At 62.9% G+C, this 26,539-nt stretch carries 23 protein-coding genes; 16 read left to right on the forward strand and 7 right to left on the reverse strand.

Annotation, left to right across the window (positions count from 1 at the left end; all coding sequences use genetic code 11):
• Window positions 1–4 precede the first annotated feature (4 nt).
• The gene (locus AC1L6K_RS12110) at window positions 5–781 is read left to right on the forward strand and encodes a 16S rRNA (uracil(1498)-N(3))-methyltransferase (protein WP_480949120.1); all 777 of its coding nucleotides are present in this window, start codon (window positions 5–7) and stop codon (window positions 779–781) included.
• Window positions 782–939: 158 nt separating this feature from the next.
• Here the strand turns inward: AC1L6K_RS12110 and AC1L6K_RS12115 are convergent, their stop codons facing one another.
• Window positions 940–1,947 (reverse strand): GerMN domain-containing protein, encoded by a 1,008-nt coding sequence (locus AC1L6K_RS12115; protein ID WP_480949121.1) that lies wholly within the window; start codon window positions 1,945–1,947, stop codon window positions 940–942.
• Between the two features lie 341 nt (window positions 1,948–2,288).
• Between AC1L6K_RS12115 and AC1L6K_RS12120 the strand changes: the two genes are divergently transcribed.
• From AC1L6K_RS12120 to AC1L6K_RS12140, 5 genes are all read left to right on the forward strand, one after another.
• Complete coding sequence (locus AC1L6K_RS12120) at window positions 2,289–3,362, forward strand: PhoH family protein (RefSeq protein WP_480949122.1); 1,074 nt, start codon at window positions 2,289–2,291, stop codon at window positions 3,360–3,362.
• A complete protein-coding gene (gene ybeY, locus AC1L6K_RS12125) occupies window positions 3,359–3,832 on the forward strand; it encodes an rRNA maturation RNase YbeY (protein ID WP_480949123.1) in 474 nt (157 codons plus the stop codon). Before AC1L6K_RS12120 ends, ybeY begins: the two co-directional genes overlap by 4 nt.
• Window positions 3,829–5,142: a hemolysin family protein gene (locus AC1L6K_RS12130; protein WP_480949124.1), complete on the forward strand. Its 1,314-nt coding sequence runs from the start codon at window positions 3,829–3,831 to the stop codon at window positions 5,140–5,142. The genes ybeY and AC1L6K_RS12130 overlap by 4 nt, the downstream gene beginning before the upstream one ends.
• The gene (gene era, locus AC1L6K_RS12135; protein ID WP_480952760.1) at window positions 5,132–6,100 is read left to right on the forward strand and encodes a GTPase Era; all 969 of its coding nucleotides are present in this window, start codon (window positions 5,132–5,134) and stop codon (window positions 6,098–6,100) included. Before AC1L6K_RS12130 ends, era begins: the two co-directional genes overlap by 11 nt.
• A gap of 127 nt (window positions 6,101–6,227) precedes the next feature.
• Window positions 6,228–7,805, forward strand: coding sequence for an LCP family protein (locus AC1L6K_RS12140; RefSeq protein WP_480949125.1), 1,578 nt, complete (start codon window positions 6,228–6,230; stop codon window positions 7,803–7,805).
• A 91-nt stretch (window positions 7,806–7,896) separates the two neighbouring features.
• Here the strand turns inward: AC1L6K_RS12140 and AC1L6K_RS12145 are convergent, their stop codons facing one another.
• A complete protein-coding gene (locus AC1L6K_RS12145) occupies window positions 7,897–9,861 on the reverse strand; it encodes a M13 family metallopeptidase (protein ID WP_480949126.1) in 1,965 nt (654 codons plus the stop codon).
• A gap of 252 nt (window positions 9,862–10,113) precedes the next feature.
• Here AC1L6K_RS12145 and leuA point away from each other — a divergent pair, with 252 nt between their 5' ends.
• The 3 genes from leuA to AC1L6K_RS12160 all read left to right on the forward strand — a co-directional run bounded on the left by leuA (window position 10,114) and on the right by AC1L6K_RS12160 (window position 13,667).
• Window positions 10,114–11,856, forward strand: a complete 1,743-nt coding sequence (gene leuA / locus AC1L6K_RS12150) for a 2-isopropylmalate synthase (RefSeq protein WP_480949127.1) — start codon at window positions 10,114–10,116, stop codon at window positions 11,854–11,856.
• Window positions 11,857–12,076: 220 nt separating this feature from the next.
• The gene (gene recO / locus AC1L6K_RS12155; RefSeq protein WP_480949128.1) at window positions 12,077–12,823 is read left to right on the forward strand and encodes a DNA repair protein RecO; all 747 of its coding nucleotides are present in this window, start codon (window positions 12,077–12,079) and stop codon (window positions 12,821–12,823) included.
• A gap of 10 nt (window positions 12,824–12,833) precedes the next feature.
• The gene (locus AC1L6K_RS12160) at window positions 12,834–13,667 is read left to right on the forward strand and encodes an isoprenyl transferase (protein WP_480949129.1); all 834 of its coding nucleotides are present in this window, start codon (window positions 12,834–12,836) and stop codon (window positions 13,665–13,667) included.
• A gap of 75 nt (window positions 13,668–13,742) precedes the next feature.
• Here the strand turns inward: AC1L6K_RS12160 and AC1L6K_RS12165 are convergent, their stop codons facing one another.
• Window positions 13,743–14,897, reverse strand: a complete 1,155-nt coding sequence (locus AC1L6K_RS12165) for an alpha/beta hydrolase (RefSeq protein ID WP_480949130.1) — start codon at window positions 14,895–14,897, stop codon at window positions 13,743–13,745.
• The gene (locus AC1L6K_RS12170) at window positions 14,894–16,567 is read right to left on the reverse strand and encodes an FAD-binding dehydrogenase (RefSeq protein ID WP_480949131.1); all 1,674 of its coding nucleotides are present in this window, start codon (window positions 16,565–16,567) and stop codon (window positions 14,894–14,896) included. The genes AC1L6K_RS12165 and AC1L6K_RS12170 overlap by 4 nt, the downstream gene beginning before the upstream one ends.
• 93 nt (window positions 16,568–16,660) lie before the next feature.
• Here AC1L6K_RS12170 and AC1L6K_RS12175 point away from each other — a divergent pair, with 93 nt between their 5' ends.
• Window positions 16,661–17,728, forward strand: coding sequence for a quinone-dependent dihydroorotate dehydrogenase (locus AC1L6K_RS12175; protein ID WP_480949132.1), 1,068 nt, complete (start codon window positions 16,661–16,663; stop codon window positions 17,726–17,728).
• Between the two features lie 136 nt (window positions 17,729–17,864).
• Here AC1L6K_RS12175 and AC1L6K_RS12180 read toward each other — a convergent pair whose 3' ends face one another.
• Entirely contained in the window at window positions 17,865–18,869 is a 1,005-nt protein-coding gene (locus tag AC1L6K_RS12180) for an aldo/keto reductase family protein (protein WP_480949133.1), read from the reverse strand.
• A gap of 211 nt (window positions 18,870–19,080) precedes the next feature.
• The gene (locus AC1L6K_RS12185) at window positions 19,081–19,701 is read right to left on the reverse strand and encodes a DUF3043 domain-containing protein (protein ID WP_480949134.1); all 621 of its coding nucleotides are present in this window, start codon (window positions 19,699–19,701) and stop codon (window positions 19,081–19,083) included.
• A 70-nt stretch (window positions 19,702–19,771) separates the two neighbouring features.
• Here AC1L6K_RS12185 and AC1L6K_RS12190 point away from each other — a divergent pair, with 70 nt between their 5' ends.
• The 5 genes from AC1L6K_RS12190 (at window position 19,772) to AC1L6K_RS12210 (ending at window position 24,882) form a co-directional block, all read left to right on the forward strand.
• Window positions 19,772–21,232: a M20/M25/M40 family metallo-hydrolase gene (locus tag AC1L6K_RS12190; RefSeq protein ID WP_480949135.1), complete on the forward strand. Its 1,461-nt coding sequence runs from the start codon at window positions 19,772–19,774 to the stop codon at window positions 21,230–21,232.
• Between the two features lie 77 nt (window positions 21,233–21,309).
• A complete protein-coding gene (locus AC1L6K_RS12195) occupies window positions 21,310–21,696 on the forward strand; it encodes a HesB/IscA family protein (protein ID WP_444530183.1) in 387 nt (128 codons plus the stop codon).
• Window positions 21,697–21,879: 183 nt separating this feature from the next.
• A complete protein-coding gene (gene ctaC, locus AC1L6K_RS12200) occupies window positions 21,880–22,761 on the forward strand; it encodes an aa3-type cytochrome oxidase subunit II (protein ID WP_480949136.1) in 882 nt (293 codons plus the stop codon).
• Between the two features lie 13 nt (window positions 22,762–22,774).
• The gene (ctaD, locus tag AC1L6K_RS12205) at window positions 22,775–24,481 is read left to right on the forward strand and encodes an aa3-type cytochrome oxidase subunit I (RefSeq protein WP_480949137.1); all 1,707 of its coding nucleotides are present in this window, start codon (window positions 22,775–22,777) and stop codon (window positions 24,479–24,481) included.
• Window positions 24,481–24,882: a cytochrome c oxidase subunit 4 gene (locus tag AC1L6K_RS12210; RefSeq protein ID WP_480949138.1), complete on the forward strand. Its 402-nt coding sequence runs from the start codon at window positions 24,481–24,483 to the stop codon at window positions 24,880–24,882. The genes ctaD and AC1L6K_RS12210 overlap by 1 nt, the downstream gene beginning before the upstream one ends.
• Window positions 24,883–25,075: 193 nt before the next feature.
• Here AC1L6K_RS12210 and AC1L6K_RS12215 read toward each other — a convergent pair whose 3' ends face one another.
• Window positions 25,076–25,363, reverse strand: coding sequence for an HPr family phosphocarrier protein (locus AC1L6K_RS12215; protein WP_480949139.1), 288 nt, complete (start codon window positions 25,361–25,363; stop codon window positions 25,076–25,078).
• A gap of 79 nt (window positions 25,364–25,442) precedes the next feature.
• On the opposite strand from AC1L6K_RS12215, the gene AC1L6K_RS12220 reads away from it, so the two are divergent.
• The gene (locus AC1L6K_RS12220; RefSeq protein ID WP_480949140.1) at window positions 25,443–26,222 is read left to right on the forward strand and encodes a GntR family transcriptional regulator; all 780 of its coding nucleotides are present in this window, start codon (window positions 25,443–25,445) and stop codon (window positions 26,220–26,222) included.
• Window positions 26,223–26,539 lie beyond the last annotated feature (317 nt).

Raw genomic sequence — 26,539 nt, forward strand, 5'->3', positions numbered from 1 at the left:
GGCCATGAGCAACCCTGTCTTCCACGCCGCCCCGGAGCTGCTGGCCGGACTCGTGCCCGGGGCGCACTTCACCCTGGACGGGGCTGAGGGCCGCCACGCCACCACCGTCAAGCGGCTCACTGCCGGCGAACCTGTTGACGTGTGCGACGGCGCAGGGCTGCGTTTGGTCTGCACCGTCACCAACGCCGGCAAGGGCACCCTGACGGTCCTCGTTGAGGCTGTGCAGCCCGAGCCCGCCCCCGCCCTTGAGCTCACCTTGGTCCAGGCCCTGGCCAAGGGGGACCGGGACGAACTGGCCATTGAAATGGCCACCGAATTGGGCATCGACACCGTGGTGCCGTGGCAGGCGGAACGCTCAATTGTGCGTTGGAAGATGGACAAGGCAGTCAAGGGGCCGGAGAAGTGGCGCCAGGTCGTGGCCGCCGCCGCGAAACAAGCCAGGCGGGCCTCGGTGCCCAGGGTGGGATCCCTGGCTGGCACCGCAGCCGTCTGCGAACTCATTGCGGACGCCGGCCTGGCCTTGATTTTGCACGAAGACGCCGTGGATTCGGTGGCGACGATTGCCCGGGAGTGGTTCGGGAACAGCGGCCGGCAGCAGTCGGCAGGCCCGGCGGGCGTGCTGATGATTGTCGGCCCCGAAGGCGGCATGAGCGCGGCAGAAGTCGAAGCCTTTGTCGCTGCAGGTGCCCGGACCGCGCTCCTGGGCAGGCATGTGCTGCGCTCCTCGACCGCCGGCCCCGCCGCCGTCGTGCTGCTCAGCCAGGAACTGGGCCGCTGGTAGTCACCGTCCCGCGCCCACCAACAACCTCCCTGCAAAACTGACCCGCAGTTGTGGTCGTAAAAACGCCGATTTTGGGCTGTTTTACGACCACAACTGCGGGTCAGATCTGATGGGGGTGAGGGTGGGGGTGGGGGTGGTGGGGAGCAGGGCGGGCGAATCTACTTGGTGGCGGATCCGCCAATGGTTACCCTCTTCGTGTCCACGCCGACTTTTTTGTCGGGGGCTGCCGGGTCGCTGATGAAGACGGACAGCTCGTAGCTGCCGGGTGGCGGAACCAGGCTGAAACTGAACTCGCTCAATTCATTAGGGACCTGCCCAGTGGCCACGGTCCCGCTCAAATACTGTTCCCCAACGGTGCCGTCGTTGACGTGGGCCAGCGACCACGCAAGGCTTCCCGAGTCTGACACGCCCTGTCCGCCGACTTTAAGCGGCTTGTTCGTGTACGTGGACCCGTCGGCCGGGTCAATAATCCAGACGGGGGCCACAAACCCGGCATTGCGGGTCAAGGGCTTGTCCAGGGGGACATGGCCAAAAGCCTTGTAGCCGGTGTGCCCGTCGACCAGGACGGAGACCTGTATCGATGTTCCCGTGTCGACAAGCCCTGCCATGGCAGCCGCAGCGGTTGCGGTGTAAACCAGCTGGGACATGGATCGTTCGGCCATGCCCGCATCGACTTTATTGCCAAAGGCGTCGGCTGAAATGTCAACGGTGATGATATTTTTTGCGGAGATGGAGGCGCCAATCCGCGACGGGCTGTTCCAAAGCGAAAAATAGTCCGGGTCATGGGGCTTGCTGCCCATCATGGTCCGCAGCGCGGCCACCATGGGCTCGTCAGTCGAGTCGGCGGGGACGAATTCGCGGTACAGGAAAACGTCGTCATTGCTGTGGCCCAACCAATACACCGGCAGAGTTTGCGAGGCCGTTGCAGTCTCCAGGGGGGCGCTTGTGACGAGTCCGGAAGACATCGAGGCATCCGTTGTGGGCATTGGCACATCGCCGTCGTTCGCGCCAGTGGGTGTGCAGCCAACAAGGGCAAGGGAAATCGACAGGCCAATAATGGCGATTCTGTCCACCATGCACATGCGCTCCAAGGTGCGGCGCTGCCGGCAGGCCGCACCAGCAGAGGCGCCGGAGCGCCTTGGAGGTGCGGAGTGGAAGGCAAACATGGGGAAATGCTCTCGCTAATCTTGTGTGCAGAAGGACGGCCGGTGCTTCCGGCGCCGCATTTTTTTGGAAAGGTCCTAGCATCCCCACAAGGCTTTGAACTCTCCCCAGCTTGGCACAACAGCGTCCACAGAAAGCTCGAAAACGGGCTCTGTGAGAGAACTGAAACCGTATCGAAACACTTGAACCGCCACCCGGTATGGAGATGCGCCCACAGCGCAACCGGTATATGAGCGCAGGGACCGAGCTGTGCATTAGAATCTAGAACAAGCAGCAATGCAATGAATTCCGGTGCGGGCACCGGTAAACACGAGGAGAGATTTCAGGCCGGACGGCCGAACTTATGGCAGAGACAACAGCAAACAGCCACGACGGACATCCCGACCAGGGGCCGGGGCGCAACTTTCCGCATTCCGTCGACGGCACGCGCACCGAGGTGGTGCGCTTCCTCTCCACGGAACAGATGGTTGCCGCCTTGGGTGCCGAGGACGAGGGCTTGCGGATTGTTGAAAACCTCTATCCCGAAGTTAGCTTCCTGGCCCGTGGCAATGTCCTGACCATTACCGGCCCCACCGCCGTTGTGCCCCGGATCATGCACCTGATGGAAGAAGCCCGCGGCATGGTCGCCCGCAACAGCCCCATGAGCGCTGATGTGTGGGAACAATTGGTCGCCATGCTCAAGAACCGGCCGGACACCTCGGTGGTGGACATCCTCAGCTACGACATTCTGTCCAGCCGGGGCAGGACGATTCGTCCCAAGACGGCGAACCAAAAGGAATACGTTGACTCCATCGACCGCAACACGGTGGTGTTTGGCATCGGCCCCGCAGGCACAGGGAAAACCTACCTGGCCATGGCCAAGGCCGTCCAGGCCCTGCAGCACAAGGAAGTAAGCCGCATCATCTTGACCCGGCCGGCCGTTGAGGCAGGGGAGCGCCTCGGTTTCCTGCCCGGAACCCTCAACGACAAGATTGACCCATACCTGCGCCCGCTCTACGACGCGCTGCACGACATGATGGATCCCGAAACCATTCCGCGGCTCATGGCTGCCGGCACCATTGAGGTGGCACCGCTGGCCTACATGCGCGGCCGGACCCTCAACGACGCGTTCATCATTCTCGACGAGGCCCAAAACACAACCCCCGAACAAATGAAGATGTTCCTGACCCGGCTGGGCTTTGGTTCCAAGATCGTGGTGACAGGGGACATCACACAGGTCGACCTGCCCTCCGGAACCAAGTCGGGGCTGCGCGTGGTCCGGGACATTCTTGATGGAGTGGATGACATCCACTTCTCCATCCTGGACGCCACCGACGTTGTCCGGCACCGTTTGGTAGGGGCCATAGTCAGCGCCTACAACAACTGGGATGACGCCCATCCCAGTCCCACGACACCCAAGGAAAGCACCTCGCGATGAGCATCGAAATCAACAATGAATCAGGCGTGGAGGTGCGCCAGGAAGAGCTTGTCAGGCTCATCAGGCACATCCTGACGGCCATGTTTGTCCACCCTCAAACGGAGGTGTCAGTAATTCTGGCCGATGTGGAAACCATGGAGAAGCTCCACCTTGAATGGATGGACGAGCCCGGTCCAACTGACGTCTTGTCCTTTCCCATGGATGAACTGCGTCCCGGCACCTCGTCGGTGCCCACCCCGGCCGGCCTGCTGGGGGACATTGTGCTCTGCCCCGTGGTTGCGCAGGAACAGGCAGCCGCCGCAGGCCATTCCATGGAAGAGGAGCTGCTGCTGTTGACCACCCACGGCATGTTGCACCTCATGGGCTATGACCATGGTGAACCCGAAGAAAAAGAAGAGATGTTTGGTATCCAGCGTGAACTGCTCTCCAGCTTCCTGGGCAAGGAAGCCCCCAGGGAGACAATGCAGTGACGCTTGTTGTTTTGCCGGTCCTGGGAGTTTTTTTCACGGCCATCGCCGCCTTTCTTGCGGCCATCGAATCAGCCTTGAACTTTTTTCCGCGGCACGATGCGGAAACTGTTGCAGCCCACGGCGCATCCCTGGAAAAAGTCCTGTCGCAACCACTGGCGCATATGAATGCGCTGCGATTTTGGCGTGTCTGGTGTGAAATGGCGGCGGCCGTGGCCGTGGCCATCTTCCTCGTCGGCCTGCTGGGCAACGAATGGATCGCCGGGCTCATCGCCACGGTCGTCATGGCAGTCCTCGGCTTCATGCTGGTGGGTGTTTCCCCGCGCAGGCTCGGCAGGATGCACGCCACCGCACTGATCGGCCGGACCGCCTGGTTCGTGCACCTGCAGCGCCGCATCCTCGGCCCCATCCCTAAATGGCTCATCCAGCTCGGTTCGGTCATGACGAAGGAAGCGCCCGACGGCGAAGACGACTTTGTCAGCGAAGAGGAGTTCCGCGAGTTTGTTGACCGCGCGAGCGAATCGGACATGATCGAGGAAAACGAGGCCGAGCTGATCCACAGCGTCTTTGACCTGGGCGAAACCATGGTGCGTGCCGTCATGGTCCCGCGCATGGACATCGTCAGCATCGACCAGGGCGACCCCCTGGACGAGGCCCTTGAAGTGTTCCTCAGTTCCGGCTACTCGCGCATCCCCGTCATCGGCGGAAGCACCGACCACATTCTGGGCATCCTGTACCTGAAGGATGTTGTGGCGACGCTGCATAGGCTTGCCGACGGCGAAGACGGCCCGTTGGTTGAGCAATTGGCCCGCAGCGTCAGATACGTCCCCGAATCCAAGCCTGTCGATGACCTGTTGAAGGAGCTCCAGCGCGAGTCCACGCACGTGGCCATCGTGGTGGATGAATACGGCGGCACGGCCGGGCTTGTGACACTTGAGGACTTGATCGAGGAAATTGTTGGCGAAATCGCCGACGAATACGACCTCGTCTCCCCGGAGGTGCAGAGCCTGGGGGAGGGCAGGTACCGGATCAGGGCCCGCATGGGAGTTGGCGAGTTTGGCGAACTCTTCAGCAAGGACATCGACGACGACGAAGTGGACACCGTGGGAGGGTTCCTGGCCAAGCACCTGGGCAAGATCCCGTCAGTGGGTGACAGCGTCGAGGTGAACGGACTGCTGCTGGTTGCCGACAGGATGGAAGCTTCCCGCAACCGGGTCAGCCACGTCATTGCCAGCACCCTTGAACCAGCCGAGAATGACAGTACGGACAGCACCACCCCCACCGAACAGCAGCACAGGAGCGATCATGAGTAAGTCAAAAGCCAAGTCAGGCCTGATTGAAGCCAAGGGCGAGGGGTTCCGTGCCGGCTTTGCTGTTTTGGCCGGGCGGCCCAACGCCGGCAAGTCAACATTGACCAATGCACTGGTGGGCCAGAAGGTTGCCATCACCTCGGCCAAGCCGCAAACAACACGGCACACAATTCGCGGCATTGTCCACAAGGACACCTTCCAGCTGGTCTTGGTCGACACCCCCGGGCTGCACCGGCCGCGCACCCTGTTGGGCAAGCGCCTCAATGACCTGGTGGCGGACACCCTGTCCGAAGTTGACGTCATCGGGTTCTGCCTGCCGGCCAACGAAAAGATCGGCCCCGGGGACCGTTACATTGCAGCCCAACTGGGCAACGTGGGCAACAAGCCAGTCGTCGCCATCGTGACCAAAACAGACACCGTCGACCGCCAAGCGGTGACGGACCAGTTGATAGCTGTCGAAGCGCTGGGACGGGAGGTCATCGGCGAAAGGGGATTCGCCGCCGTCGTCCCGGTCTCTGCCGTGGAAGATTTCCAGGTGGAGACCCTGGCCGGCGTTTTTGCCGAGTACCTGCCGCTTTCGCCTGCCCTCTACCCTGACGGCGAGCTGACGGATGAGCCGGAGGCGGTCATGGTCGCCGAGCTGATCCGTGAGGCCGCCCTTGAAGGGGTGCGCGACGAGCTGCCGCACTCCCTGGCCGTTGTTGTGGAGGAAATCCTGCCCCGCGAGGGCCGTTCCGAGGAGAACCCGCTGCTCGATGTGCGGGTCAACCTGTATGTTGAGCGCCCGTCGCAGAAGGCAATCATCATTGGCAAGGGCGGAGCCAGGCTGCGCGATGTGGGCACCAACGCACGCAAGGGCATCGAGGCGCTGCTCGGGACAAAAATCTATCTTGACCTGCATGTAAAGGTAGCCAAGGACTGGCAGCGCGATCCAAAACAGCTCGTCAAGCTCGGATTCTAGCTGGCGGCGGCCCCTCTGGGCCGCCGCTTTTATGTGCAGGCAGCCAGGGCAGGCGCGGCGTTGGGGAACTTCCCAGTCTCGGCAGCTAAGCTCTTGAGAGTCATTATCCACAGTGAAAGGTTCTTACATGGGGCGTCGTCGTGCCGAAAAGGGGGCAGCAACTGCCGCCAGCACCCCTCGCGGCACCACCCGCATCGAGGAGGAACCAGTTGGCCGGCATTACCGGCCCGCCCGCAAGGCGCCCCTGTGGCTGCGAATCACCGCCTTGTCGCTCGCTGCGATCCTGGTGTTGGGGGTTGGGACGGCCGGCCTGCTGTTTTACAAGCTGCAGACAAATGTCACCACCTCGCCGTTGAACGCCGGAGTGGGGAACAAGTCCTCGGACCTGCCGCAGCTTGAAGACACCGGTTCGCTGCAGATCTTGATTCTGGGCACGGACAGCCGTGCCGGCGCGAACAGCCAGTATGGCACCGAGGAGGATTCGGCCGGTCCCGGCAAATCCGACGTGATGCTGCTGATGGACATTTCGGCCGACAACAGCCACGTGTCGGTGACAAGTTTCCCCCGGGACTTGATGGCGCCCATCCCCGACTGCAAGCCGGCCGGTGGCGGCGACGTCGTCGCCGGCGCCCCCCTTGGGCAGCTCAATGCGGCGTTGGAAGTGGGCCCGGGCTGCACGGTGTCGGCCATCAACGACATAACCGGTCTGACCATCGACCACTTCATGCTGGCCGACTTCACGGCGGTGAAGGAACTGTCCAACGCCCTTGGCGGCGTGGAGGTTTGTGTTGATCACGCCATGTACGACTACGACGGCTCCTGGCTGAAACTTCCCGCCGGCAAAAGCCTCGTCCAGGGCGAGCAGGCCCTGGCCTTCCTGCGCACCCGCCACGCCTTTGGCGATGCCAGCGACCTCGAGCGGATCAAGGCCCAGCAGTACTTCTTGGCGTCCATGGTCCGCAAGGTCAAGAGCGAGGGGACGCTGACCAACCTGCCCAGGCTTTACAACCTGGCCGACGTGGTCACCAAGAACCTCACCATCGATGAGGACCTCGCCAACATTCCTGCCATGGTGGGAATCGCCAACAGGTTGGCGAAGATCGATTTGGCCAACGTGGCATTTGTGACGGTTCCCACCGAGTCCTTTGCCGGCGACACCAACCGGGTCCAGCTGCAGGAGCCCCAGGCCGGCCAGTTTTTTTCCGCTTTGCGCGACGGCAAGTCGCTGACCGGGCCCACAGCACCTGCCGCAACTCCTGAGTCCCCTGCGTCCTCGGAAGCACCCGTCACGACGGAGCCGGCTGTTCCCGCTTACGACAAGGCGGTTCAGCCCATCGGCGTCGCCAATGCTTCAGCCGTGGTGGGGCGCCAAATTGAGCTGATCCAGTCCTTGGCCAACGCGGGCTTCAGCGGTTCGTACGAGCTGGGGGATGTCGTCGCCCAAAACGAATCCAAGGTCCTCTACGGAGCCGACATGGCAGATGTGGCGGCCGATGTTGCCGCCCTGTTCAAGCTGCCGGCCACTGCAGTGCAAGCCGACCCCACTGTCACGGGTGTGAGCCTTGTGATCGGAACCGATTGGGTGTCAGGAACCGCATTTGGCACCACAGTTGTACCGCCGGACATTGTCGCCAGCACTGCCGACCAGGACGGCAGCTGCCTTACGGTGAACCCGTTGTACTATGCGGAGAACTTCCCGGAATAGCTCCCGCAGCAGCAGGGGCGCAGCCATTAAACGACTGAGGCGCAGCCGCCGGGGAAACCCGGCGGCTGCGCCTCAGCCAATTCCGCGATTATTACCAGATGCTCACGCGTTCGGCCGGCTCGCGCCACATCTTGTCGGCGGGCGTTGTGGCAAACGCCTCGTGAAAGGCGTCAAGGTTGCTGGCGACGGCATTGCAGCGCAGCTCACCCGGCGAGTGCGGGTCGATGGTCAGGCGGCGGAGTGCTTCGGCGGGACGAATCTTGGCCCGCCAGCATTCAGCCCAGGAGAAGAAGAACCGCTGGGCGCCGCTGAGATTGTCGATGACGGGGGACTCGGTGCCGTCGAGGCTGAGCTGGTAGGCCTTGAATCCGATGGCCAGGCCGCCAAGGTCGCCTATGTTCTCACCCAGGGTCAATTCGCCGTTGACGAATTCATCCGGGACCACCGTGGGTGAGAGCAGGTTGTACTGGTCCACGAGCCTGGCCGTCAGCTTCTCGAAGGCAGCCCTGTCGGCATCGCCCCACCAGTTCCGCAAGGCACCCGTGCCGTCGAACTGGGAGCCCTGGTCGTCGAATCCGTGACCAATTTCGTGTCCGATGACAGCGCCGATCCCACCGTAGTTGGATGCGTCGTCGGCCTCGGCATCAAAGAACGGCGGCTGCAGGATCGCGGCCGGAAAAACAACCTCATTCATGGTCGGGTTGTAGTAGGCGTTGACAGTCTGTGGGGTCATCAGCCACTCGTCGCGGTCAATGGGTGCGCCGATCTTGGCCAATTGGCGGGCCAGCTCGAAGGCGTTGCTGCGCTCAATGTTGCCAAGCAGGTCCCCGGCAACAATGTCCAGGTCCGAGTAGTCGCGCCACTTGGCGGGGTAGCCAATCTTGGGGGTGAACGCTGCCAGCTTCTCGAGGGCCTTTTCCTTGGTCTCCGCGCCCATCCAGCCAAGCTCGACAATGCTTGTCCGGTACGCCTCAATGAGGTTGGCCACAAGCTTTTCCATGTGCGCCTTGTGCGACTCGGGGAAGTGCTCAGCCACGTACAGCTGGCCGACAGCCTCACCCAGCACGCCCTCAACGAGGCCCACGCCGCGCTTCCAGCGGTCGCGGATGGCCGGTGTGCCGCTCAGCGTGGTGCCGTAGAACGCAAAATTGGTGTCCACGAAGTCTTTCGACAGGTAGGCGGCGAGACTTGAAATGGTGCGCATGGCCAACCAGGCCTGCCAGTCTGCGCCGCGTTCCTCCGTGAGGAGTGCCTGCTGGCCGGTGAAGAAATCGGGGGTGGCCACAACGAGCTCGGACGACTGGGCGGCACTGACCCCCAGCGCGTCGAGCCAGATTTCCAATGCCGGCAGCAGCTCAAGGGTCTCACTGCGGCTCTTGAGGTTGTAGGTCTTTTGCGGATCCCGCAAGGAAACCTTGTCCAAATGGGTGGCGGCAATCTCGGTTTCCAGGGCCATGATGCGCGGCGCCTTGCCGGCCGCGTCAGCCACGCCTGCAAGTTCCAGCATGGCCTGCACGTGGGCCAGGTAGGCCGTGCGGATGGGCTCGAACTTCTCCTCCCGGTAATAGGACTCGTCAGGCAGCCCCAGTCCGGCCTGGAAAAGGTGCAGCAGCGCGCGGTCCGGGCTTCCGGCGTCGTTGTTTACATAGGCACCAAACAAGGTGCTGCCACCTGTGCGGTCGAGTTCGCCCATGAGATGGACGATCTTCGTGATGGAGTCTGCGGACTCGATCGCCTCGAGTTTGGCTGCCAGCGGAGTGGCGCCGGCCGTCTCAATCGCTGACTCGTCCATGAAGTCGGCATAAAGGGCGCCGATCTTGGCCGAAAGCTTGGGGTTGGCGGCATCGGGATTGGCCGCTTCGGTGCCGGCATGTTCGATGATGGCCTTTACGGCGGCTTCGGATTCATCTCGCAGGGTGATGAACGAACCGCTGAGGGCCCTGTCCTCGGGAATCACCTCCGATGCCAGCCACGCGCCATTTACATGCTCAAACAGATCATCCTGAGGCCTTGTGCCCGGGTCGATGTGGTTGAAATTGATACCGGAGTGGGTCAAGTGAATCGGTTCCCCTTCATTGCGCAACTGTGTCCAGCCACCATCGCGTACCGCTTTGGTGACTTCTTTCACTATCATCCTACGTGCCGTGTTAGGGTAAAAATGTGCGCACTGGAATGCTTCTTCTTAGCTGCCGCGGCGAGGCTTGGAACCCGTTGACTTGATCAACGTGGACTCCGGCCACCCTCGCTGCGGTGTTTGTGTTGCCCGGCCGGCCTCCCATTCGTTGAACAAAATTTAAGGTCACCTCCAATGCGAAATGCGCAAAAAACATCCGGAATGCCCGTACATCGCTACGTCCCCTTCCAGGACCAAATCTCAGTAAACCTGCCCGACCGCACCTGGCCGGACAAGGTGATCACGAAGGCGCCGCGCTGGTGTGCCGTTGACCTGCGTGACGGCAATCAAGCGCTGATCGACCCGATGAGTCCGGGCCGCAAGATGAAAATGTTCCAGCTGCTGGTCAAAATGGGCTTCAAGGAAATTGAGGTCGGGTTCCCGTCGGCATCACAGACGGACTTTGACTTTGTCCGCCAGCTCGTTGAAGGCGGCCACATCCCTGACGACGTGACGATCCAGGTGCTGACACAGGCCCGCGAGCACTTGATTGAGCGGACCTATGAATCCCTGCGCGGGGCCAAGCAGGCAATCGTGCACCTGTACAACTCCACCTCGGTGCTGCAGCGTCGCGTGGTGTTCAACCAGGACGAAGACGGCATCCTGGACATTGCCCTGCAGGGTGCGCGCCTGTGCAAGAAGTACGAAGAAACCCTGACTGACACTGTCATCACGTATGAGTACTCCCCGGAGTCCTTCACCGGCACCGAACCTGAATATGCGCTGCGCGTGTGCAACGCCATTGCGGACATCTTTGAGGCCTCGGCCGACAACCAGGTCATCATGAACCTGCCGGCCACGGTGGAGATGGCAACACCGAACGTTTATGCCGACTCCATTGAATGGATGAGCCGCAATCTGCACCCGCGCGAAGGCATCATTCTCTCCCTGCACCCGCACAATGACCGTGGCACCGGTGTTGCCGCCGCGGAACTCGGGTACCTGGCCGGTGCCGACAGGATTGAGGGCTGCCTGTTCGGCAACGGCGAGCGCACAGGCAACGTCGACCTGGTGACACTGGGGCTGAACATGTTCACGCAGGGGATCGACCCCATGCTCGATTTCTCCGACATCGACGAGATCCGCCGCACGGTTGAGTACTGCAACCAGCTGCCCGTCCCGGAACGCTCGCCGTACGGCGGTGACCTGGTGTTCACAGCCTTCTCCGGCTCCCACCAGGATGCCATCAAGAAGGGCTTTGACGCCATGGAGGCCGACGCCGGGGCCGCTGGTGTGGACCTGGACCAGCAGACCTGGGCCGTGCCGTACCTGCCCGTCGACCCGAAGGACCTGGGTCGCAGCTACGAGGCTGTCATCCGCGTCAACTCGCAGTCCGGCAAGGGCGGCGTGGCCTACCTGCTCAAGAACGAGCACAGCCTGGACCTGCCCCGCCGCGCCCAGATTGAATTCTCCGGCGTTATCCAGCAGCGCACCGACACGGTGGGCGGCGAGGTCAGCGCCGCCGAGTTGTGGACCATCTTCAAGGATGAATACCTGCCAGGTGAAAGTGCTGATGAGCAGTGGGGCCGCTACCGCATCGGCCCGTTCACAACCTCCACCGACGACGACGGCGAGATGTCACTCACAGCGAAGCTGATGATCGACGGCGTTGTCCACAGCCGCACGGGCACCGGCAACGGCCCCATCGCCGCATTGCTGGCCATCCTGGCCGAGGACGGCATGGACGTACGGGTGCTCGACTACTCCGAACACGCCCTGTCCGAAGGCGGAGACGCCCGGGCAGCAGCGTTTGTGGAGTGTGCTGTTGGAGAACGCGTGCTGTGGGGCGTGGGCATCGACGCCAACACCTCCACCTCCTCGCTCAAGGCCGTCATCTCAGCCGTGAACCGGGCGATTCGGGACGCCCAGTCAGCCTAGAAGTACCTCAGTAATGCGGTAATGCCTCGGTGCCTGTCCTTCGCGGGCGGGTACCGAGGCATTTTGGCGGCACGTCCAGGATTCTGCACTTCCCGGAGGGCTCCGCCGGGCCTGCCTCCTGACGGGCCTGGGTGCCAGGCCGCACCGGGGTGCCAGGCCGCACCTGTGTGTCCGGTGCGTCCACTGCCACCATCCCGGGCAATGATGGGATAATGGAACCATGTCCAACCATGCCGCCCGCATCTACCGGGATGACGCCGTCGTACTGCGCACCCACAAGCTGGGTGAGGCCGACAGGATCATCACGCTCCTCACCCACAGGCACGGCCAGCTGCGTGCCGTGGCCAAGGGGGTCCGGCGCACTACCAGCAAGTTTGGTGCACGACTGGAACCCTTCATGGTGGCAGACCTGCAGCTGGTCAAGGGCCGTTCCCTGGACATCGTGACCCAGGCAGTGGCAAGGGCCAGCTATGGCGACGCCATCTCAGCGAACTACGACCGCTATGTTGTTGCCGCCGCCATGACTGAAACGGCCGAACGGCTCACAGATGTCGACGGCGAAACGTCAACGGCCCACTATCTCCTGCTGGTCGGCGCCCTGGCATCCCTAAGCCGTGGAGCCCACGCCCCGGAGCTGATCCTCGACTCCTATTTGTTGCGGGCAGTCTCCATTGGCGGTTGGGCCCCGAGCTTTTCCGATTGTGCCCGCTGCGGGGAACCCGGCCCGCACGGAGCGTTCAATGCGGCGCTGGGCGGGGCCGTATGCCACGACTGCCGACCCCCGGGCTCGCCGGCGCCGGCACCGGAAACCATGGCCCTGCTGGCACATCTGCTCAGCGGCAACTGGGCTGGTGCCGATGCCTCCTTGACCCTGCACCGCAGGGAAGCTGCCGGGCTGGTGGCCGCATATGTCCAGTGGCATTTGGAGCGCACCGTGCGCTCCCTGAAACTTGTGGAGCGTGTATAAAAATATGGTGATGCAGCGCAGTGGCCTGAAGGGCAGCAGCAGGAAAAAGTCCAAGCCACCGGTTGTGGCACCCTGGCCGCATTCCTCGGGGGCAGCTGTTCCGGCCATACCCGGCCAACTCGTTCCCAATCACGTCGCCATCGTCATGGACGGCAACGGCAGGTGGGCAAACCAGCGCGGACTGCCCAGGGTGGAAGGCCACAAGGCCGGCGAACCCGCGCTGCTGGACGTCATGGCAGGTGCCATCGAGATGGGCATCAAACACGTGAGCGTGTATGCCTTCTCCACCGAAAACTGGAAGCGTTCACCCGAGGAGGTTCGTTTCCTTATGGGTTTTAATAAGGACGTATTAAGACGGCAGCGCGACCAGCTGGATGCGTGGGGCGTGCGAATCCGCTGGGCGGGGCGCAAGCCAAGACTGTGGGGCTCGGTCATCAAGGAGCTCGAGGCGGCGCAGGAGCACACCAAGGACAACGACGTGATCACGTTGACCATGTGTGTTAACTACGGCGGACGGGCCGAAATCGCCGATGCCGTGTCGGCCCTGGCGGCCGATGTGGCGGCCGGTCGGCTGAACCCGAAGTCGGTGAATGAAAAGACCGTCCAAAAATACATGTACATTCCGGATCTGCCCGACGTTGACTTGTTTCTGCGCTCCAGCGGTGAGCAGCGGCTGTCAAACTTCCTGCTCTGGCAGTCGGCCTATGCCGAATTTGTTTTCATGAACACGCTGTGGCCCGACGTCGACCGCCTGACGCTGTGGGCGGCAGTGGACGAATACGCCCGCAGGGACCGCCGCTACGGCGGGGCTGTGGACGCTGCAGCCGCCACCGCGCAGGCCTAAGTCCACAGGGGCAAAATCCTTGGGGCGCCGGCCCTGTCTGAAACAATCGTATTTAATACGGTTGTGTGCTGACAGTCATTCGACGTAGCCGCGCAGCCACCGGTCCAGGCGCTTGTAGGCGTCGTCACGGACGGGTTTGCTGGAAAGAAACACCTCGTGGATCGCACCGTCAAGCCGCTCAAGCGTGACACTGTTGCCCAGTGACAGCGTCCGCAGCGCCAATGAGCGGACGTCAAGGACGACGTCTGCCTGCAGCATCTGGTCGCTCCACACGGGACCGAGCAGGCTCTTGGCGGAAAGCAGGACGAGGACCGGCATGGGCAGCTTCAACCCGGCAGCCACCTCCTGCTGAGCCGCCAAAATTGCCTTCATCCATCCCGCCCGGACCGGGAATGCGTGCGGCGGCCGCAGCGCCTTGTCGACATGCCATTCCCCGTACGCTTCGGCGCTGATCCCACGCCAGTAGAACGACCGCTCGGGCACCCGCATCCGCATGAGCGGGCGCAGATCGGCCAACTGCACCAACGGAGTGGCAGCGCGCCTGATGGCGGCACCGCCCTGAATTTCCAGCCAGGGGCTGTTGAGAACCAAATGGCTGACAAGTCCCGGGTGATGGTGTGCCCACAAGGTCGCAATCAGGCCGCCCGTGGAATGCCCCAGCAAAATGATCCGGTGGTCCGGATGGTCAGCTTCCGCCGGTGCAGCCCCAGCCGCCGCGGTCTCCCTGGCGATGATTGCGTGGGCTGCTAGGATTTCGGCGTCGTAGTCGGCAAGGTCGGCCACGTAGCCGCCCAGCTCAGGGGAGTCCAGGCTGCGGCCGTGGTTGTGGAGGTCCAGGGCATAGAAGGAGTAGCCGCGCGCGGTGAAGAACTCCGCCAGTCCGGTGTTGAAGAAGTAGTCACTCCAGCCGTGGATGAACAACACGGCCCGGCCGGAGGGTTTGTGTCCGGCACCCGCCACAGGGCGGTGCCGCACCAGCGTGGCCCGGTACATGGCATCGGCGCCTGCAGAAGTGGGCTGTGCTGCCGCGGGCGATTCGAATAAGGGCGTTGCAGCGGCGGCTCCTACAGCGGCGGCTCCTGCAGCCGCGGGGCCACCGGCGGTCCGCTGCGTTTTTGCCGCAGCGCCGTTTCTCGGGCCCGCGTTGTGTCGCATGGGGACCCGCAACGTGGCGGCCTGGTAGTCGGGACCAAGGATGTCGGGGAGCCAAGTCGGCTGATCAGCCGTCATGCTCCTGTTGCGCCTGCGGCGTGGCGGCCGGCAATGCGTCCTGAGAAGAGGCAGCCGCCGAGGAACGTCCCCTCCAGCGACCTGTTGCCGTGCATCCCGCCGCCGCCGAACCCGGCCGCCTCACCGGCCGCATACAGGCCCTCGATGGGTGTGCCGCCGGCGGCAAGGACCCGCGCGTCGAGATCGGTGGCCAGGCCGCCGAGGCTCTTGCGGGTGAGCGTTGTGAGCCTGACGGCAATGAGCGGGCCGTGTTCGGGGGCTAGCATCGGATGGGGCGGCACCACACGCATCAGCTTGTCCGTGGCAAAGCGGCGGGCCTCCCGGATGGCATTGAGCTGGGTGTCCTTGCCCAGCCCGCTGTTGACCTGCCGGTCCCTGGCCACGAGGGTTTCCTGCAGTCCGTCGGGGTCGACCAGTCCGGTGCCAACAAGTTTGTTCATTTTTGCTGCCAATTCCGGGGCGCTGTCGGCCTGGACGAAATCCACGCCGTAATCAATGAACTTTTGGACCGGGCCAGTGGCTCCGGGAAGGGCACGCTTGGCCAGCAGCTTCACGTCCTTGCCGGTCAAGTCAGGATTCTGTTCGGATCCGGACAGCGCAAATTCCTTGCTGATGATCGTCTTGTTCAACACAAACCAGGAGTGGTCGTGGCCAGTGGTTTCCAGGTGCCGCAAGGTGCCCAGGGAATCGAAGCCGGGGAACAAGGGGACAGGCAGCCGGCGCCCCGTGGCATCGAGCCACAGGGGGGATGGCCCGGAGAGGATCCGGATGCCGTGGTTGGGCCACACGGGGTCTGGGTTGTGGATGCCCTCCGGGTAGTGCCACATGCGGTCTGTGTTGACCAAGGCGCCGCCGGCACGGGCCACGGCCTGCTGGAATTCTCCGTCAACCGAGGCCGGGACCCCCGTCAACATGTAGTCCGGGCCGGTGCCGTTGGGCCACTGCTCGCGAACCATCGGGTGATTGCCGCCGATGCCGCCGGTCGTCACAATGACCGCGCCGGCCGACACATTGAACCCGCCGGTGACGTCCCTGCTGCTGGCCTCGCCGCGGCCGGCGCCGGAATCCTCCAGCACCTCGCCGCGCACCCCGGTGACGGATCCGCCGTCGAACATCAACTCGGTGGCACGGTGCCGGAAGGCCAGCTGCACCTTGCCGGCGGCCACGCCCTCCAGTACCTTGGCCAGAAACGGCGCGACAATGCCAGGGCCGGTGCCCCACACCACATGGAAACGCGGGACAGAGTTGCCGTGCCCCTGGGCGTCGTAGCCGCCGCGCTCGGCCCACTGGACCAGGGGAAAGAACCGTACGCCCAGCGAATGCAGCCAGGCCCGCTTCTCGCCCGCCGCAAAATCAACGTAGGCCTCAGCCCAGCGCTTCGGCCAGGCATCTTCGGGACGGTCAAATCCTGCCGAACCAAGCCAGTCGGACAGGGCAAGCCCGGCCGAATCCTTCACTCCCAGGCGGCGCTGCTCGGGGGAATCCACGAGGAAAAGCCCGCCAAAGGACCAGTGCGCCTGTCCGCCGAGGGACGCCTCGGGCTCCTGATCCAGAATCAACACTGTGCGTCCGGCGTTGTAGGCTTCCGCCGCGCTGACCAGGCCGGAGAGCCCGGCCCCAACGACCACAACGTCCGCGTGCTGCCATGTCCTTGCACCATTGCTATCCATGAGGACATGCTAACGCGCTTTGCCGGGCCGGATGCGGCAGCGTTGCGGCGCAGCCGTTTTGCAGTTCCGGCGCCGAACCGGAAAACTAGGAACATGCGAATTTATCCCACAGTTTTCCGGCTCTGTTTCTCCTGGATGGACGCCGAACGGGCGCACAAGATCGGTTTCTCCATGATCAAGGCGACCCAGGCGGTGGGGGCTGGTGCCGTGCTGCGGCGCATGTTCGCGCCCCCGGCGGCACTGCAGACCGAGGCGTTCGGCCTGACCTTCCCCACGCCTTTCGGTCTGGCGGCCGGATTCGACAAGGAGGGCAGGGGCATCAATGCCCTGGCCAACCTGGGCTTCGGCCACATCGAGGTCGGGACCATCACCGGGCAGCCGCAGGCGGGCAACCCCCAGCCGCGGCTCTTCCGCCTGGTCGAGGACCGAGCCGTGATCAACCGCATGGGCTTCAACAACGACGGCGCAGCCGCCGTGGCACCGAGGCTCAAGCAGGCGTTGGCCGGCTTGGGCAGGAACTACCCCGCAGTGCGCCCGATTGTTGGCGTGAACATTGGCAAGACCAAGGTGGTTGAGCTGGCGGATGCGCTGGGGGACTACCTCATCAGCGCCAGCACCCTTGCCCCCGCTGCCGACTACCTGGTGGTTAACGTGAGCTCGCCCAACACCCCGGGCCTGCGCCTGCTCCAGGACGTTGCCACGCTGCGCCCGCTGCTCACAGGTGTCCGGGAGGCAGCCGATGCGGCTGCCGGCAGGCATGTCCCGCTGCTGGTGAAAATTGCCCCCGACCTGGCCGATGAGGACGTGGCCGACGTCGCCGCACTGGCACTTGAGCTCCAGCTTGACGGCATCATCTGCACGAACACCACCATCAGCCGCGACGGCCTGAACAGCCAGGCCGCCCTGGTTGCGGAAAAGGGTGCCGGCGGACTGTCGGGGGCGCCGCTGAAGGCACGCTCATTAGCTGTCCTCCGCCAGCTCAAGGCAATCACGGGCGACCAGCTGACCTTGATTTCCGTCGGTGGCGTGGAAACCGGTGCCGAGGTGCAGGAACGCCTCGACGCCGGCGCCACCCTCGTTCAGGGCTACACGGCATTCCTGTATGAGGGCCCCTTCTGGGCGGCCCGCATCAACAAGGAACTGGCCGCCCTGCGCAAGTAACACCGGATGCGACGAAGCCCGGCTCCGCAGTCGGAAGCCCCGGAGCGAGGATGGATTTTGCTCGCGAGGAACGAGCGGCAAAATCTTACTGCTCGCGAGGGGCTGCCGACGTAGGGGCAGGGCTTGCTTGTGCCGGTTACGCCACGCGCGTGGGCGGGCTGACAGTCTTGGCTGGGTCGTTGACGACCGACGGCGCCAGGGCGTCGTCGATCGTTGCCATGAGCTCGGCCGGGATCTTCACGCCTGACGCCTTGACGTTTTCGGCGACCTGCTCGGGGCGCGACGCACCCACCAGGGCGGTGGCGACGTTGTCGTTTTGCAGCACCCAGGCGATAGCCAGCTGCGGCATGCTCAGGCCGAGTTCGCCAGCGATGGGCTGCAGCTTCTGCACGTTCGTGAGGATGTCGTCGTTGAGGAACGCCTTGATGGTGTTGGCGCCGCCGTGTTCGTCGGTGGCGCGGGACCCTGCCGGCAGGGGAGCGCCGGGCAGGTATTTGCCGCTCAACACGCCCTGGGCCATGGGGGACCAGACAACCTGCGACATGCCCAGCTCCTTTGCCGCCGGAATCACTTCGGGCTCAATGACCCGCCACAGCGCCGAGTACTGCGGCTGGTTGGAAACGATCGAGAATCCGGCCTCGCGGGCCAGGCGCTGCCCGTCGCGCAGCTGCTGAGCGTTCCATTCCGAGACCCCGATGTACAGCGCCTTGCCCGCGCGGACCACGTCGGCAAAGGCGGCGATGGTCTCTTCGAGCGGGGTTTCATGGTCGTAGCGGTGCGCCTGGTAGAGGTCCACGTAGTCCATGTTGAGGCGGCGCAGGGAACCGTTGATGCCTTCCATGATGTGCTTGCGGGACAGGCCAGTGTCGTTGGGACCTTTGGGGCCCACCGGCCAGTAGACCTTCGTGAACACCTCAAGGGACTCGCGCCGCTCAGAGGCCAGGGCCTCCCCAAGGACCTCCTCGGCGGCGCCGTTGGCGTAGGCGTCGGCCGTGTCAAAGGTGGTGATGCCGGCGTCGAGCGCGGCCCGCACGCATGCCGTGGCGACGTCGTTCTCCACCTGGGAGCCGTGGGTGAGCCAGTTGCCGTAGGTGATTTCAGTGATCTTCAGGCCCGAACGGCCGAGGTAGCGGTATTCCATGCACCCAGCCTAGCGGGCGAGGGGCCCCGCGCGAGCTCGCGAGCGATGGGGAGCGCGTGGGGGGACGGTCGGCGCATCCACTGTGCAGGGGCATGCCTGCCCACGACGACTAAAATCATCCACGCCTATGCATCCATGCTTAAATAACGACGCCGGCCGCTTCCGTGGGGAAGCGGCCGGCGGGTTGCGTCCGGGCTGGGTGTTGCTTGGGTCAGGAAGGCCATTCCCCACGGCGCACCATGGGCTTGGGGAGGCGGAGGCGGCGGAACTGCATTGAGCGCATGGCTCCGTACCACACGACGCCGGAATCCACGGAGCCGAATTTCGCGGCCAGCAGCTTCTTGATTTTGCGCGACATCAGCCACACGTCGACTGCCACAAAGGCAACCATGACCCAGAACAAGCCAAAGATGATCAGCTGGGAGTTGTTGGAGCTGCCGTCGGCGTTCCGCACCGGGATGATGACTGTCAGCAGCACGATGGCCAGCGCAGCAAACATCACGAATTCACCCAGGCTGAACCTTGCGTCGACATAGTCGCGGGCGTAGCGCTTCTGGGGTCCCTTGTCACGGGCCGGCAAAAACCGCTCCTCGCCGGTGTCGAGGGCGCGGCGCATCCGTGCCTGTTCCTCACGCCTGGCATCACGGGCGGCAACCTTGGCGGCGGCCCGATCGTTGGGCACCAGGGGGCGCTTGCGGGCCTCTTCCTGTGCCCTGCGTGAGGGCGTGGGCACGCCCTTGGCTGATTGCGGGTCCTTGAACCGGGCAATCTGCTCGTCGGAGGCAGGCGTTATCTGCGGGTCGGGGGCTTGATCTTTCTTACGTCCAAACACCCATAAAGGATACCCCGAACCGGCTCTTCAGCTTGACCGGGGCGACTTCTGCGACGGTAGTCTGTGGAATATGACCCATCACCAAGCGGCAGCCACTGAACGTGGCGCCAATCTGACATCCATTACAGCCCAACTGCCCACAGCCGCGCTGCGCGAACGCGTGGCAGGCAGCTTCGCCAAGACGGTGGCGGAGCTGGTGGAGCTCGTGGCCATTCCCGGCATCGCGTGGGACGCCTTTGATGCCGCGCAACTTGAACGCAGTGCCGAGGCGGTTGCCGCGCTGATCCGCTCCACCGGCCTGGACGATGTGCAGATCCTCCGGGTTGCCAAGGACGACGGCGGCCAGGGTGGTCCCGCCGTTGTGGCCAGGAAGGCTGCAGCCCCGGGCCAGCCAACTGTGGTCCTGTATGCCCACCATGACGTGCAGCCTCCGGGGGAGAGGGAGCTGTGGAGCAGCGCACCCTTCACGGCACAGGAACGCGACGGCCGGCTGTATGGACGCGGCGCTGCCGACGACAAGGCGGGCATCATGGCCCACATTGCATCCTTCCGGGCCATGTCCGAGACCCTGGGTGAGGAATTTGGCGTTGGCGTGACCTTCTTCATCGAGGGTGAGGAGGAGGCTGGCTCGCCCACCTTCGGCACGTTCCTGAAGGAGTACCGCGAACTTCTGGCCGGCGACGTGATCGTGGTTGCCGACTCTGCCAATTGGCAGGTGGGAATCCCTGCGCTGACCACAAGCCTGCGCGGCCTTGTCGACGGCACAGTCGAGGTCAGGGTCACTGACCATGCGGTGCACTCCGGCATGTTCGGCGGGCCGCTGCTCGATGCCCCCACCCTTCTGGCCCGCCTGATCGCCACGTTCCATGACGATCAGGGTTCGGTCGCCGTCGAGGGTCTGCACCGGGGCCCGGAGCCTGCAGTGGACTATCCGGAGGAAACCTTCCGTGCGGACGCTGCCGTGCTCGACGGCGTCCGGCTCGCGGGCAAGGGCAGCATCACCTCACGGCTGTGGGCCCAGCCGGCGCTGTCAGTCATCGGCATGGACATGCCCAGCGTGGATATGAGTTCAAACACACTCCTGCCCTCGGCCCGGGCCAAGATCAGCCTGCGGCTGGCACCGGGACAGGACCCTTCGGAGGCCATGACGGCACTCAAGGAGCACGTGCTGGCACACGCACCCTTCGGTGCAATGGCCACGTTCACCCCCGGAGAGGCCGGCCAGGCCTTCGCCACAAACACCCAGGCCCCCGCCGCGCAGGCAGCACTGTGGGCGCTGGGCGAGTCGTGGGGTGTCGCCGCCGTCGAAACGGGCATGGGCGGCTCCATTCCATTCATCGCAGACCTGAAGGCCACCTACCCGGACGCCCAAATCCTCGTCACGGGCGTGGAAGACCCGGATTCCCGCGCGCACAGCGCCAACGAATCACTGCACCTGGGCGACTTTGAGAAGGCCATTGTGGCCCAGGCGCTCCTGCTGGCAGCCATCAACCAAGGTGCGCTTGAGGGGGCCGGGGAACAGAAGGCATGACACTATGGTTGACATAAGTTAGCGCCCCTGCCGGGCCCGACGTAGCATGTAGTAGTACTCTCACGTAAGGAAATGCCATGACAGCAAATGTCCACGAAGAAACCTCATCTGCCGCTGTTGCTCAGGCCGAACTGCCCACCCACGGTGTGCTGATCAGCGATGTAGCTGCCGGCAAGGTGCGCAGCCTGCTTGAACAAGAAGGCCGCACGGACCTGCGCCTGCGCGTGGCAGTTCAGCCTGGCGGATGCTCAGGCCTGATCTACCAGCTCTACTTCGACGAGCGGATGCTTGACGGAGACGCCGTGCGCGACTTTGAAGGTGTTGAAGTTGTCATCGACAAGATGAGCGTGCCCTACCTCGACGGTGCAAGCATCGACTTTGAGGACACCATTTCAAAGCAGGGTTTCACCATCGACAATCCGAATGCCGGCGGCTCTTGCGCCTGCGGTGATTCGTTCCACTAAGCACCGATTTCTACTCGATGTAGAGTCAGTCGGAAAAAATTCCTGACGGACATCCGACGCACGGAGGGTTTGGTGCGCTTTTTGCCTGCCATAGCGGTAAGCTCTACATCGAGTAGTAAAACCCATTAAGCTCCGGCGGGAATAGACCGCTGCAGAGCACAGTAAGAAGAGGAAGGGCCGTCTGTGAGTTCGCAGGACCGAACCGGCAGCCGACGCGCAAAAGTCATCCCCCTAACAGGGTTGGCGATTGCCGGAGCGTTAGCTTTGTCAGGATGCACGGCAGAGAATAAGAATGGCTGGATGCCAGCCGAGCGTGATACCACCAATCACACGGCTGGGATCATCGATCTCTGGGTTAATACCTGGATCACAGTCTTGATCATCGGCCTCATCACCTGGGCTTTGATCATCTGGTGCATCATTGCGTACCGTCGTCGCAAGGGTGCCACTGGTTTCCCCCGACAGACCAGTTACAACCTCCCGTTGGAGATCTTTTACGTCTTGGTGCCGTTGTTCATGGTGCTGGTGTTCTTCCACTTCACTGATGTGGAACAGCAGTCCATCAATGCCCGTGACGACAATCCGGATGTCACCATCGACGTCCGGGCCAAGCAGTGGTCATTCGACTTTAACTACCTGGCCGGCAACGACGTCACGGAATCCGTGTATTCCGTCGGTGTCCAGGCTGAATTGGACGGCAAGCCGTTCGACAAGTCAACGCTGCCCACACTGTATTTGCCCGTGAACCGTTCGGTTGAACTGCAGTTGAACTCCCGTGAAGTGATTCACTCCTTCTGGGTGCCTGCATTCCTGGACAAGAAGGACATGCTCCCGGGCAAGACCAACTACATGACCCTCACGCCCACGGCGCTGGGCACGTACGACGGCAAGTGTGCAGAGCTTTGCGGCGAGTACCACTCGGAAATGCTGTTCAATGTCAAGGTTGTCACCCAGGCTGAGTTTGACGCCCACCTGGCTGAATTGAAGTCAAAGGGCCAGACCGGCGAGTTGACCGAGAAGTACGACCGTAATCCCGGCGCAATTAATTCTGTGAATCAGAAGTAGGGGGGAGAGGAAAGTGTCTACGCTCGAGTACTCGGCAACCGAAGTCTCTTCGGCTGCACCTAGGGTCGTTCCCGTGTCCAAGGGACGCATTGTCGTCAACTGGATCACCTCAACCGACCACAAGACCATCGGGTACATGTACCTGATTGCATCATTTATCTTCTTCTGCCTCGGTGGCGTCATGGCGCTCATCATCCGTGCAGAACTCTTTGAGCCTGGCATGCAGATCCTGCAGACCAAGGATCAATACAACCAGTTGTTCACCATGCACGGCACCATCATGCTGCTCATGTTTGCAACACCCCTGTTCGCCGGCTTCGCCAACGTCATCATGCCCCTGCAAATTGGTGCACCCGACGTTGCGTTCCCCCGCCTGAACGCCTTGGCGTTCTGGTTCTTCCTCTTCGGCAGCACCATTGCAGTAACAGGGTTCATCACCCCGCAGGGTGCCGCAGCCTTTGGTTGGTTTGCCTACGCACCATTGTCGAACACCACGTTCAGCCCCGGAGTCGGCGGCGACTTGTGGGTGTTTGGCCTGGCCCTGTCAGGCTTCGGAACCATCTTGGGTTCGGTCAACTTCATCACGACCATCATCACCCTGCGTGCACCCGGCATGACGATGTGGCGCATGCCCATCTTCACCTGGAATACCCTGGTGACAGCTATCTTGGTCCTGATGGCGTTTCCGCCGTTGACGGCCGCGCTGTTCGCCTTGGGCGCTGACCGCCGATTTGGTGCACACATATTCGACGCCGAATATGGCGGGGCCATGTTGTGGCAGCACTTGTTCTGGTTCTTTGGACACCCAGAGGTTTACATCATCGCCTTGCCGTTCTTTGGCATTGTCTCTGAGATTTTCCCGGTGTTCAGCCGCAAGCCGATCTTTGGTTACAAGGGCCTTGTCTTTGCCACGATCTCCATTGCAGCCTTGTCCGTGACTGTGTGGGCCCACCACATGTACGTCACCGGACAGGTCATGCTGCCGTTCTTCTCCTTCATGACGATGCTGATCGCCGTTCCGACCGGTGTGAAGTTCTTCAACTGGATCGGCACCATGTGGCGGGGGTCGTTGACATTCGAGACGCCCATGCTGTGGAGCCTCGGCTTCCTCGTCACATTCCTGTTCGGTGGTTTGACGGGCATCATCCTGGCCTCACCGCCGCTGGACTTCCACGTCTCGGACACCTACTTCGTGGTTGCACACTTCCACTACGTGGTCTTTGGCACCGTGGTGTTTGCCATGTTCGCAGGATTCTACTTCTGGTGGCCGAAGTTCACCGGCAAGATGCTCAATGAGCGTCTCGGCAAGATCCACTTCTGGCTCTTGTTCCTGGGCTTCCACGGCACGTTCCTGATCCAGCACTGGCTGGGTGTCTTGGGCATGCCGCGTCGTTACGCCGACTACATGATCGAGGACAACTTCACCTGGATGAACCAGTTCTCGACGATTTCCTCGTTTGTTCTGGGTGCGTCGATGATTCCGTGGTTCTGGAATGTCTACATCACCTGGCGCAGTGCCAAGAAGGTTGAGGTCGATGATCCCTGGGGCTTCGGTGCTTCCTTGGAGTGGGCAACCTCGTGCCCGCCGCCGCGTCACAACTTCACCTCACTGCCCCGCATCCGTTCGGAGCGTCCGGCACTGGATCTGCACCACCCGGAGCTTGCTCCGCATTACGTGCCGGCCCAGCCGGTGCCAGCATCCTCGAAGGGAGCTAACTAATGAAGATTGAAGCATGGCTCTTTATCCTCCTGGGTGTGTTCTTCGTTCCGGTGGCCATTGTTTACGGCATCATGGTCGACTGGACCGAGGAAGTCGGATTCCTGGCTTTGTTCCTGTTGTCGGGACTGTGCTTCCTGATCGGCTCATACGTCTACTACACCGGCAAGCGCGTTGGTCCCCGACCGGAAGACCGCTTGGATGCCGAGATTCACGAAGGATCCGGCGAACAGGGGCACTTCAGCCCCTGGAGCTGGTGGCCGCTCGTGCTCGGACTTGCCGCGTCAGCAGGCTTCCTGGGCTTGGCTGTCGGCTGGTGGGTCTTCCTGTTCGGTGCCGGCCTGGCCGTTATCGCCTTGGTTGGCTGGGTTTACGAATACAGCCGTGGAGACCACGCACACTAAGCCCGCACGAATCTGGGTATTGAACACAAAATAGGGTTTGTTCCCGCCGGAAGGCGGGAACAAACCCTATTTTATTGTCTTCTTCTTTTCCAGTCGGAGATCCATGTCAGGCGATCCGGGTCCGGCCAGGTTCAGCTGTGGACGGCCGCCACACGCCCGAGGCCCTCGGGGCCCGGAGGTGCCGGATGCGGGGTCAGGAGGGGTCTGTGAGGTCGGTGAGCAGCAGCGCAGCCAACTGGTCCACGGCGGTCCGCACAACGTCGATGTCAGCCTCGCAGGCGCCCACGCCAATCTCAATCTCGGCGCCGTGCTGGAAATCAGCACTCATGACCTCCAGCAATGATCGGCCGTCGACGGCGGCCAGGCCCTCCCCGGTCAGGGTGATGGGCAGGCCGGTCCGGTTGACGGCCCTGACAAAAACGGCGGCCGGGCGGGCGTGCAGTCCCACACTGGCCGCCACTGTGGCTTTCCGGGTGTACATGGTTTAGCTCCTTGGCGGTTGATGTTCTGTATTGAGCGTAGTCGTGTTTTAGGCTGGTACCTGTGAACAGAGGAGTTTCATGGGCTATTCGGTGCCACCGGCGAAGGACATCCCGGGGGAGTTGGACAGGGATTCGAAAGTGTCCGTCCACATTCAGTTGCGGGAACTGCTGCGCAACTACATTCTGAACCACAGTAAAGCGGGGCGTCAGCTGCCGTCCGAACGCGATCTGGCCACCCATTTTGGCGTCGCGCGGATGACCCTGCGCCATGCTGTCCAGGCCCTCGTTGAGGAAGAGCTGCTGGAACGTGTTGTCGGACTAGGCACCTTTGTGGCACGGGCAAAACTGGACGTCACACTCAAACTGACGTCCTATTCGGAGGAAATGGCGCGACGCGGCATGCGCCCGTCCGCCAGGACCCTCGCCTTTGAGCAGATTCCCGCCACAGCCCGTCTCGCACGCGAGCTGCAGCTCGAGGAGGGGCAAGGAGTAATCCGCCTCCGCAGGCTGCTGCTGGCCGATGAGGAGCCCATGAGCGTTGACGAGAACTTCATCCCCGCATGGCGGGTGCCGGGCATTCTGGACGCCGGACCGCCGTCGTCGCTGTACAACATTCTGGGGGAGCGGTACGGGCTCGTCATCGAGTGGGGCGAGGACACCATCGAGGCAAATGCTGCGACGCCGTCAATCGCCCGTTTGCTGCAGGTTGACATTGGGGCGCCCGTGCTCCGTACGGAACGCCACGCGTTTGTCTCACGGTCCACGGTTGACTATTCGGTGTCGTTCTACCGTGCCGACCGCTACAAGCTCCGTGTGCCGCTCCAGCGCCCCGGGGTGCGTCCGCGGCGCATGTACTAGACGGCCCGCTGTGACAGCCGCAGCGGCCACAGGGCGGGCTCCTGCGGCCGCTGCACGACTGCGATGGGATTGACTGGCCCGGACCAGCCAGGCCAAGGCGGACCAGCTTCGGGCTGACGGGCCAGGGGCAACCAGCGCAGGGCTGACAGGCCAAGGGGCAACCAGCGCAGGGCTGACAGGCCAAGGGGTTGTTGGTGCGCTGCAGCTGCCGGGAACGGCTGGCCAAGCCCAACTGCGCTGCCTTTGTGGACATTTGCCGTTGTTGTGGACGCTGTTCACTGCGCAGGGGGCCGTCGTGGTCATCCGATGGCGGCCGT

It is taken from the genome of Specibacter sp. BI4, assembly GCF_056680095.1.

Bases quoted from the DNA above. Each gene is read 5' to 3' on its own strand.
- AC1L6K_RS12180 (WP_480949133.1), bottom strand. From the start codon at position 18,869: ATGGAATACCGCTACCTCGGCCGTTCGGGCCTGAAGATCACTGAAATC.
- AC1L6K_RS12220 (WP_480949140.1), top strand. From the start codon at position 25,443: ATGGGCTATTCGGTGCCACCGGCGAAGGACATCCCGGGGGAGTTGGAC.
- AC1L6K_RS12195 (WP_444530183.1), top strand. From the start codon at position 21,310: ATGACAGCAAATGTCCACGAAGAAACCTCATCTGCCGCTGTTGCTCAG.
- ybeY (WP_480949123.1), top strand. From the start codon at position 3,359: ATGAGCATCGAAATCAACAATGAATCAGGCGTGGAGGTGCGCCAGGAA.
- AC1L6K_RS12115 (WP_480949121.1), bottom strand. From the start codon at position 1,947: ATGTTTGCCTTCCACTCCGCACCTCCAAGGCGCTCCGGCGCCTCTGCT.
- AC1L6K_RS12175 (WP_480949132.1), top strand. From the start codon at position 16,661: ATGCGAATTTATCCCACAGTTTTCCGGCTCTGTTTCTCCTGGATGGAC.
- leuA (WP_480949127.1), top strand. From the start codon at position 10,114: ATGCGAAATGCGCAAAAAACATCCGGAATGCCCGTACATCGCTACGTC.
- AC1L6K_RS12120 (WP_480949122.1), top strand. From the start codon at position 2,289: ATGGCAGAGACAACAGCAAACAGCCACGACGGACATCCCGACCAGGGG.
- AC1L6K_RS12170 (WP_480949131.1), bottom strand. From the start codon at position 16,567: ATGGATAGCAATGGTGCAAGGACATGGCAGCACGCGGACGTTGTGGTC.
- AC1L6K_RS12110 (WP_480949120.1), top strand. From the start codon at position 5: ATGAGCAACCCTGTCTTCCACGCCGCCCCGGAGCTGCTGGCCGGACTC.
- AC1L6K_RS12190 (WP_480949135.1), top strand. From the start codon at position 19,772: ATGACCCATCACCAAGCGGCAGCCACTGAACGTGGCGCCAATCTGACA.
- AC1L6K_RS12215 (WP_480949139.1), bottom strand. From the start codon at position 25,363: ATGTACACCCGGAAAGCCACAGTGGCGGCCAGTGTGGGACTGCACGCC.
- AC1L6K_RS12140 (WP_480949125.1), top strand. From the start codon at position 6,228: ATGGGGCGTCGTCGTGCCGAAAAGGGGGCAGCAACTGCCGCCAGCACC.
- AC1L6K_RS12210 (WP_480949138.1), top strand. From the start codon at position 24,481: ATGAAGATTGAAGCATGGCTCTTTATCCTCCTGGGTGTGTTCTTCGTT.
- AC1L6K_RS12165 (WP_480949130.1), bottom strand. From the start codon at position 14,897: ATGACGGCTGATCAGCCGACTTGGCTCCCCGACATCCTTGGTCCCGAC.
- AC1L6K_RS12160 (WP_480949129.1), top strand. From the start codon at position 12,834: ATGCAGCGCAGTGGCCTGAAGGGCAGCAGCAGGAAAAAGTCCAAGCCA.
- recO (WP_480949128.1), top strand. From the start codon at position 12,077: ATGTCCAACCATGCCGCCCGCATCTACCGGGATGACGCCGTCGTACTG.